Here is a 7,987-nt window from a genome sequence, read left to right as displayed (position 1 = left end):
CCACGACGGCTCGCAGGCCGACCTGGCCAGCGCCGTGCGCATCATGGGCCAGGTGCAGCTGAACCTGGAGCTGACCGACGCGCAGGTGGCCGACATCGTGGCGTTCCTCGGCGCGCTGGACGGCGAGCTTCCGGCACACGCGCGCATGCCCGCGGCGGCTCCGGCCGAGGGTGCGCCCGCTCCGGCGGCTCCCATTGCTCCCGCGCCCGCGGAGTGACCTGCGCCTGCGCCCCGCGGCGTAGGCTCGAGCCCACACAGCGCCGGTTCGCACCCACGGGTGATCTCTCAGCGAGATCGCCGTGCGGAGGCGAGCCGGCGTTTTTCGTCGCGGAAACGTCGCGCGCTGCGATCACCCACCTTGGTCTGCTTCGTGCTTAGATGGCGGACGTCACGCGGCGCGCACGGTGCCCGCGAGGCCAACATTGCGAACGAAGGGTGAAGACTATGAGCAAGATGCTGAAGAATGGTTCCAAGGGGAAGCGGTCACGGCGCTGCAGAAGCAGCTGGTCACGCTGGGCTACGCCATCAAGGTGGACGGTGACTTCGGTGCCGGCACCGAGAAGGCCGTCTTGAGCCTGCAGGGTTCGTTCGGCTACGACACCGACGGCATCGTGGGCCCCGGCACGCAGGGGCTGATCGACGCGCAGATTGGCTACGGCTGGAACGCCACCGCCCCCGACGCCTACGAGAAGGCCCAGAAGGCCCAGGGCAAGACGGTGGCCGCACCGGTCGACAAGACCGCGGCCCCCCGCCCCCGCCAAGAAGTGAGCCCAGAGCGCGACCTGCCAGCCCCCCGCGGCAGGCCGCCCTTCCACGAACGCACCGAGCCCCTCCCCTGGGGCTCGTCGCGTTTCACCATCCGGAGGCCCAGGCGGGGGACCGCGCTAGACGCCCGCGCCAACAGGTCATACCCTCGCCGCGTGTCTCTCCTGATCCCGAACGTACGCGTCGGCACATCGGCCTCGGCCTCTACATCATCGGGATGCTGCTGGGGTTCCTGCAGCTGATCGTCTGGTTCGTGGGCCTCCCGCGTGCTGGCCGGTCAGGGCGCCATCCTGGCGTACATGTGCATGGGCGCGGTGCTCGCCTTCCCGCCGGCGTCATGTACCTGACCTTCCCGCGCCTGCTGGACCGCTACGACCCGGAGCCGTGGTACGCGCTCCTGGGCTGCCTGTTCTGGGGCGGCATCGCGGCCTGCGGCTTCTCGGTCACCATCAACAGCCTCGTCGGCGAAGCGGTGGGCAGCATGTACGGCGCCGAAGCGGGCGACATCGTGGGCGCCGTGATCTGCGCGCCCATCGTGGAGGAGTTCTGGAAGGGCATGGCCGTGTTCGGCATGTTCTTCTTCCTCAAGCGCGAGTTCGACGGAATCGTGGACGGCATCATCTACGCCAGCTTCGTGGCGCTGGGCTTCGCCGCCGTGGAGAACGTCCTCTACTACGGGCGCGCTGCAGCCGACGGTGGCCTGGCTGGATGGGCGCCAACTTCGTGCTGCGCGGCATCCTGTTTCCGTGGGGTCACCCGGTCTACACGTCGATGACGGGCATCGGCTTCGGCCTGGCACGCGAAGGGCGCCACCCCGCGCTGCGCGCCCTCGGGCCCCTGTTCGGCTACGGTCTCGCCGTGATGCTGCACGCCATGTGGAACGGCGGCGCCACCTTTCGCGGGCATGAGCGAAGAAGGGCGGCGCCATCTTCTGCTTCAGCATCTTGATCTGGTTCGCGTTCGTCACCGCGTTCATCGGCATGATCATCGCCCTGGTGCGCCGCCGCGGGCGCATCCTGCGGGCCCACCTGCTGGACGAGGTGGCCCTCGGCAACATCACCACGGGCGAGCTCGAGATCGTGACCAGCGCCTTCGGCCTGCTCAACTTCCGCATGAAGTACGGGAGCGAGGGGGCCGAGTTCATCCGCGCCATCGCGCGCCTCTCGCTGTCCAAGTGGCACACCACCCGGGCCCAGTCGCAGAACACGCACACCGTGAGCATGGACTTCATCCTGCCGCTGCGCGTGAAGATCGCGAAGGGCCGGCAGGCGCTCGCCCAGCGCGGATACCGCTGACGCATGACTCTCTTGGTGACCTGCGCGCCTGGGCTCGAGAAGCTGCTGGCAGCGGAGGTGGGCGCCCTCCTCGGCCGCCTGGCTCTCACCGGCTGCACGGTCTCCGTGGCGGCGGACTGCGTGCGTGTGGAAGCAGCGCCCGGCGACCAGCTGAGCGTGATCGGCGCGCTGAACCTGGGCCTCGGCCTGGCGACGGGGGTGCGCGTGGAGCTGGGCAGCTTCTCGGCGTCGCAGTTCCCGCAGCTGGTGCGCAAGCTGAAGCAGCTCGAGTGGAAGCCCTGGATCCCGCGCGGCATCGCGGTGGACGTGCGCGTGCGCAGCCTGCGCAGCCGGCTCTATCACACCAAGGCCATCGCCGACCGGACGCGGCGCGCCATCGCCGAGGCGTTCGGCGTGGCCAACGTGGACGCGCTCGAGCCCGACAGCAGCGAGCCCCACGCGCGGGTGCACGTGGACGGCAACGAGAACCAGTTCAGCGTGTCGGTGGACACCAGCGGTGAGCCCCTCTACCGGCGCGGCTACCGGCTGGCCACGGGCAAGGCGCCGCTGCGAGCGGACCTCGCGCGCGCGCTGGTGGTGGCCTCCGGTTGGGCCGGTGACACGCCGCTGGGTGACCCGTTCTGTGGCGCGGGCACCGTCATGATCGAGGCCGCGCTGCTGGCTTCCGGTCGCTTGCCGGGCGCCGGCCGTGCGTTCGCGTTCGAGGTCGCGCCCTGCCACGACGTCGCGCGCTTCGCCGCCGTGCGCGCGCGCCTCGACACGCCTGGCCGGGCTGCGCTGCCGCGCTTGCTGGGGTCGGACCGCGACGCGGGGTGATCGAGTCCGCGCGCGACAACGCCGAGCGCGCCGGCGTGGCCAAGCTGATCGACTTCACGGTGGCTGCGCTGAGCGACGCGCCCATCTTCGTGGATGGCACCCTCGGCGCGCGCACCGTGGTCACGAACCCGCCCTATGGCCTGCGCGTGGGCGACACCCGCACGTTGCAGAACCTCTATCAGCGCGTGGGCACCTTGGTGCGCGCGTTGCCCGAAGGCTCGCGTGCGGCGCTGCTGACGCCGCCTCCGCGGGTTCGTGACCTCGGGCTGCAGCTCGAGCGCGCGTTCGAGAGCAACCACGGCGGGCAGCACGTGATCGCTAGCGTCACGGCGAGCTGACGTCGCAGCTCAGTCTGCCACGCGTGCGGCCTCGTGCGGCCTCGTGCGGCCTACGGGAGGCCAAGTACCTCGACGTTGTATTGCCTCGCCATTCCGCCTGCGGTCGAGAAGCTGATAAACCAGGTGATGCCGATCCCCCCGACGAATCCCATCCCAGCGCGATAGAGACGCCGGGAACGCAGGTGGGCCCGTCCCGCAGCCGAGGACTCTCCCGTCGTCAGGAAGTGTTCGTAGCGCTCGTTTTCGTTCGTGGAGGCGCGCAAGAGAAACGCTGTCCCGATGGCAGACCCCACATAGCCCGCGAGCACCGCGAGTCCAGCGCCTGGACGTCGAGCATAGAACTGTCCCCCAGCGGGTAGAACGAGCGAGAAGCGTCGTGCTCGTCGTGGGAATCGACGACGGTCTTCGATCCGCTGGATGCCTGCCCGCGCTTCTTGGAGGGCTCCAACTTCAAGATAGAGGTTGAGCGCCGACCTATATTCACCCTGTCTCTCCAGTTGACGCGCTGTCACGAGCAGCGGCTCAAGCCCCGCACGTCGAATCGCCTCCTCCTCACGGACGATCCTCACACGGTCGGCCGACGTAGCGCCCATCCGTCCCACCGCCTCTTCAGCGAGGCTCAGCGAGGCTTGAGCACCGGCCAGGTTCCCAGCCTCGCGATACGCTCTAGCCTCCGTCAATCGGCCTTCCATCTCGAGGCGCCTGAGTTGATCGTTCGTCTCTAGACGATGTCTGGTCATCTCAGCCCGGAACGCCGAATCAGGTCTGACGCTTTCCTCGATGGCCGTGACGGTACGCTCCAGAGCGGGAAGCGCGTCCAGGCGGCCCTGGGCCGCGGCTTCAATGCATGCGTCCAGCGCTGCTTGGTGCACTCTCATTCCGGTCTCGCGCAACCGACCTGCAAACAGGGCGCTCGGCCTCGATTTTAGGAACGTCACCCGAGACGTCCAGATCAACGCCTCTACGGCGCCATCCCACCGCTGCGTGGCGGCAGCCTCATTTGCCAATTCGATGGCACGCTCTAGAGCCGACTCCTCATAGTCCGCAAACACGGTGGACAGTTCCGCTTGCGCTGAACCGGTCCTCGACATGATGCCCACGACTTCCTCCAACGACCGGATCTGCGTCTCCAAGTCGTGGACGACTGCGGCCGCCCGGGCGCGCTCGAGGGCACCGCGTACGACCGTCTCCGCGACAAGCTCGCGCTCTGCCTGGAAGGACGCTCTCAGGCTTGCGGAAGCCTCCCCCGCGTTGCGAGCATCCCCATCACCACGCTGAAGCGCGGCCTCTGCACCTTCAAGATTAGCCAGTGCACGTAGACCCTGGGCCTCTTCGAGGTATCGCCTCGCCGCAGAGGCGTGCTCGCTTGCTCGCTGACGTTGAGCCTCGGCCGCATGAGCCTCTTGCCTATCGACGCACGCGTCGTGGGCCCGATACTCGGCCTGGCAAATCCGCTCTAGGCGCTCGGGCGTCACCCTACCCGAGGCGCAGCGTTCGTCGAAACAGATCCCCTCCCGCTCATCACACAATTCCCTCGCGTATGATCCGCGAGCTTGACGCGAGCACTGATAGGCCTGTCGCTCACACGCATCCCCACACAAACCCATCCGGTGTTCCGCCGCTTGCTCGGCGTGTTCTTGACAGTTGGCGACTCGGGCGCCCTCTCTCGCGCACTGATCCCCTTGAGCCATTGCCGGCGTTCCGCGCGCGGCGAACACAAACAGTGCGACCGGCAGGACGATCGACACCTGCGTGACGCGCAAGCGCACCAATTCAGTATCCATAGCCGTACCCATCGAACGACGTCGATCGCCGCTGCCTCTTTAGCTCGATGAAGAGTTGCTCTCCCCCATGGAGCCAACAGCGCATCACGTTCGAAGCGGTTGCGAGCACGGGGGCGTCAAGAGGGCTGGCCGAAAGATCTGTGGAGAACGCGATGTCGGCTACGTCGAGGATTGCGCGGCCGTCTGACGTGCGACACTCAGCTTGGACATCGGGGGCCGCGGCGACACGCGCACCTTCGTCGGCCGGCGGTGGCGATACGTGTGTCACCTCGAGGTCGCAGGCGATGTGCAGTTCGTGGTTGTCCCCACGCTCTCTGTTGGAATCGCTCACGTAGCACGGCAAGGTGCGCTCGCTGAAACGATAGTGCTGGATCAACCCGGAATCGACAGCGACAGACATGTGGATGTCAGCTCGACGCAGAGCGCTAGTGGCTTGCGGACTGCAACCGTTTCGTCCGCATCCCTGGAGCACCTCCTCGTAGATGGTCCTGAGGTTTGCCCCCTGAGTAAGGGTCAACTGCGAGGGTTCCGCTTCGGCGGTGTCGGCGGGCTCGGTGGCCTCTGAACCCGCTTCGGGCGGGACGACCACGTTCGTCGGGCCCACGTCAACGTGGGAGACGACTTCGTTTGGCAAGGAGGGGTCTCCGGCGAGTGGCCGGGGACCTTCGTCTCCCGAACAGCCCGCAACGAGCGCAACAAGAAGCGCAAACGACGTTTTGGATGGCGCGCGCTTTACGTAGGTGTCCCACATCACAACAGAGTAAATTGATTTCTGTGTCATGGTCAAGTTCCACCGACACGCGCTTCACAGGTTCCTGTGCCGCGTCGTCAAGGAACTCGATCCCACACCTCCGACGAAGCGGAGAGGGAACTGCGTGCCCTCGGCGCGGCGATCCGACGTGAGCGTGATCGACGCGGGTGGACGCTTGAGGCGATGTCGGAAGCCACAGGGCTCGATCCCGCGTACCTGGCACGGGTCGAGAGCGGGAGGATCAACATCACGTTCCGATCGCTGCACCGGATCGGCGCAGGTCTCGGCATGACGACCAGCTCGCTATTCGCAGGCGTGGGGTGAGGCCCGTTCAAGTCCTCATTACGGACTCGGTCGCCAAAACACGCGCTGCTCAGTCGCTCACCCCCGCCAGCTGGTCCGCTGCGGCTGCGTGCAGACCCCCACGCTGGGCCAGCCGCCGCAGCGAGACGCCATCAGACCCACCTCGCGAACCGCGGCGTGCGCGCCGACAGACGCGACGCTCAGTCCGAAGGCAGCACGTCGGCGGGGTGTGCCGCAGTGAGCACGCGCGACACGGCCAACTCCAGCCGCTCGGAGTCCGCCGCGTTGAGCCGCGTCTCGAACTCCGCCGACAACGGCCCGAAGCGGCTAGTGAGCTGCAGCCGAAGCACCCTGCGTAACGCATTCAGGTCGCCCAGCTCGCGCCCTTGTTCGATGAGGTGGTCGGCAATAGAGATCATGGAAGCCTCTGTGGAGGGAGCATGGAGGACGATTGTGTCGCGGACGGCCTGCAAGGACTCAACGCCCGCCACCAAAAGAATGTAGCCCAGCAGCGCAACAAGTTCACCTGGCTGCGCGCGTGCGACGTGCTCCAGGTCGGCTCCCCACGCGGGCACGTGCCGCAGCAGCTCCCGAACGTCGCGGCCATCGCGCAGCAGCCACGTCGCCAGCTTGGGCACGGGCGGCATCGGGCGCTGCTGAAGCTCACCGTCCGTGTGCAGCGCCAGGTCGTCGATCAGCAACTCCAGGTTCGGCACAAACGGCCGGAGCGCCGGGAACTCGTCGACACCCTCGATCATCTCATGCAGGCTCCGCGGCCCCCGCCACCCGCCCGCCCCGTGGTGCACCACCAGCGGCACGATCAGCGGCAACGTCTCCAGCGTGGGATCCTCACGCAGAAGCTGCGCCCAGATCCGCTCCATGTATTGCAGCAGCCGAAACGCTGCCAGTGCGTCCGTCCGGCTCAGGTGCTCGAACAGGAAGTAGAAGTAGACCATCTTCGCCTGCCCCCCGCGCCGCCGTCCCTTCCGCGCGCCCCGACTCCGGCTCCGGCGCCGGGGCGCGCGGAAAAGCAGGTCCGCATGGCGGTGCTGCATCGTCTCGTCCACGAACGAGCCGTTCACCAGGACGAGCTGACTCAGGTCCACCGCACTCACGAGCGTGCGAGGCAGCACGCTCGCCAGCTCGGCCGCCGCGTACTCCGGCACGCTGAACACGCGCTTGAACAGGGTGTCGTGCTCACCCATGGCGCGCGGCCTTTGGTACGAGGGGGCTGTGGTGAAGCATCACCTCGGCTTGTCGGCGCTCGCCCCGCGCCCTTGCGTGCGGTCGTGCGTTTTCCGCGAGGTGAAAGCCTGCCTGAAGCCAGTTCAGTCCGTCGCGCCCACCAACAGGTCCGCTGTAGCCGCCGTCATTCCAGCAAGGTCCGCGCCGTCGGCGTAGACGCCATCGATGACCAAGCGGCAGAGGCCGTGCACCGTGGCCCAGCGAGCCTGCGCGCGCCGCAGACCGGGCTTCCCGCGGCCGACGTGCGGGTCCATGGCGCTCACGTAGTCCACGTAGCGGCGAAAGGTCTCGAACGCGAGTGCGCGCAAGCTCTCGGTCGGGTCGCCCGCCTTCCAGATGCTGCGCCCGAACATGAGGTCGTAGATCTCGGGGTGGGCCGCCGCGTAGCCCACGTACGCGCGCACGAAGCGCAGCGTCTGGTCGCGCGCGCTGCCCGACGCATCCTTCGCCGCGTGCTGCAGCACCTGGTCCAGGCTGGTGAAGCCCTCCTCGGCCAGCGCGCAGAGCAGCGCGTTCTTGTTGTCGAAGTGGTGGTAGAGCGCCGACGCGCTGACTCCGGCGCGCAGCCCCAGCTGCCGGAGCGAGAGACCGTCGAGGCCCGCCTCGCGCACCATGGCCTGGGCCTCGCGCAGCAGCGTGGGGCGCAGGTCTCCGTGGTGGTAGCGCTGGGACGTCTTGGGGGGCATCGCG

At 67.7% G+C, this 7,987-nt stretch carries 11 protein-coding genes; 7 read left to right on the top strand and 4 right to left on the bottom strand.

Features of this window, described 5'->3' with window-relative positions; genetic code table 11:
- From IPI43_11270 to IPI43_11245, 6 genes are all read left to right on the top strand, one after another.
- A partial coding sequence (locus IPI43_11270) for a cytochrome-c peroxidase (GenBank protein MBK7774698.1) occupies window positions 1-217 on the top strand: 217 nt, incomplete at its 5' end.
- Between the two features lie 76 nt (window positions 218-293).
- Window positions 294-1,007 (top strand): peptidoglycan-binding protein, encoded by a 714-nt coding sequence (locus IPI43_11265; GenBank protein MBK7774697.1) that lies wholly within the window; start codon window positions 294-296, stop codon window positions 1,005-1,007.
- On the top strand, window positions 983-1,540 hold the full coding sequence (locus tag IPI43_11260) for a PrsW family intramembrane metalloprotease (GenBank protein ID MBK7774696.1): 558 nt from the start codon (window positions 983-985) through the stop codon (window positions 1,538-1,540). Before IPI43_11265 ends, IPI43_11260 begins: the two co-directional genes overlap by 25 nt.
- Entirely contained in the window at window positions 1,474-1,713 is a 240-nt protein-coding gene (locus tag IPI43_11255; protein MBK7774695.1) for a PrsW family intramembrane metalloprotease, read from the top strand. Before IPI43_11260 ends, IPI43_11255 begins: the two co-directional genes overlap by 67 nt.
- Complete coding sequence (locus tag IPI43_11250; GenBank protein ID MBK7774694.1) at window positions 1,710-2,060, top strand: hypothetical protein; 351 nt, start codon at window positions 1,710-1,712, stop codon at window positions 2,058-2,060. Before IPI43_11255 ends, IPI43_11250 begins: the two co-directional genes overlap by 4 nt.
- A gap of 620 nt (window positions 2,061-2,680) precedes the next feature.
- Window positions 2,681-3,214, top strand: a complete 534-nt coding sequence (locus IPI43_11245; protein ID MBK7774693.1) for a hypothetical protein — start codon at window positions 2,681-2,683, stop codon at window positions 3,212-3,214.
- 50 nt (window positions 3,215-3,264) lie between these two features.
- Here IPI43_11245 and IPI43_11240 read toward each other — a convergent pair whose 3' ends face one another.
- Window positions 3,265-4,689, bottom strand: a complete 1,425-nt coding sequence (locus tag IPI43_11240) for a hypothetical protein (protein MBK7774692.1) — start codon at window positions 4,687-4,689, stop codon at window positions 3,265-3,267.
- Window positions 4,690-4,987: 298 nt separating this feature from the next.
- Entirely contained in the window at window positions 4,988-5,779 is a 792-nt protein-coding gene (locus tag IPI43_11235; GenBank protein MBK7774691.1) for a hypothetical protein, read from the bottom strand.
- Window positions 5,780-5,815: 36 nt separating this feature from the next.
- On the opposite strand from IPI43_11235, the gene IPI43_11230 reads away from it, so the two are divergent.
- On the top strand, window positions 5,816-6,073 hold the full coding sequence (locus IPI43_11230; protein ID MBK7774690.1) for a helix-turn-helix transcriptional regulator: 258 nt from the start codon (window positions 5,816-5,818) through the stop codon (window positions 6,071-6,073).
- Between the two features lie 179 nt (window positions 6,074-6,252).
- Here the strand turns inward: IPI43_11230 and IPI43_11225 are convergent, their stop codons facing one another.
- Together IPI43_11225 and IPI43_11220 are read right to left on the bottom strand one after the other, a co-directional pair.
- On the bottom strand, window positions 6,253-7,257 hold the full coding sequence (locus IPI43_11225; GenBank protein ID MBK7774689.1) for an Rpn family recombination-promoting nuclease/putative transposase: 1,005 nt from the start codon (window positions 7,255-7,257) through the stop codon (window positions 6,253-6,255).
- Window positions 7,258-7,380: 123 nt separating this feature from the next.
- Window positions 7,381-7,983, bottom strand: a complete 603-nt coding sequence (locus tag IPI43_11220) for a TetR/AcrR family transcriptional regulator (protein MBK7774688.1) — start codon at window positions 7,981-7,983, stop codon at window positions 7,381-7,383.
- Window positions 7,984-7,987 lie beyond the last annotated feature (4 nt).

The sequence above is a fragment of the Sandaracinaceae bacterium genome (genome assembly GCA_016706685.1).
Classification (GTDB): Bacteria; Myxococcota_A; Polyangia; order Polyangiales; family Houyiibacteriaceae; genus JADJJE01.
This window is presented reverse-complemented; position numbering and strand designations above follow the sequence as displayed.

Excerpts from the sequence above, each read along its gene's own strand:
- IPI43_11220 (MBK7774688.1), bottom strand. The coding sequence starts at position 7,983 with ATGCCCCCCAAGACGTCCCAGCGCTACCACCACGGAGACCTGCGCCCC.
- IPI43_11255 (MBK7774695.1), top strand. The coding sequence starts at position 1,474 with ATGGGCGCCAACTTCGTGCTGCGCGGCATCCTGTTTCCGTGGGGTCAC.
- IPI43_11235 (MBK7774691.1), bottom strand. The coding sequence starts at position 5,779 with ATGACACAGAAATCAATTTACTCTGTTGTGATGTGGGACACCTACGTA.
- IPI43_11260 (MBK7774696.1), top strand. The coding sequence starts at position 983 with ATGCTGCTGGGGTTCCTGCAGCTGATCGTCTGGTTCGTGGGCCTCCCG.
- IPI43_11225 (MBK7774689.1), bottom strand. The coding sequence starts at position 7,257 with ATGGGTGAGCACGACACCCTGTTCAAGCGCGTGTTCAGCGTGCCGGAG.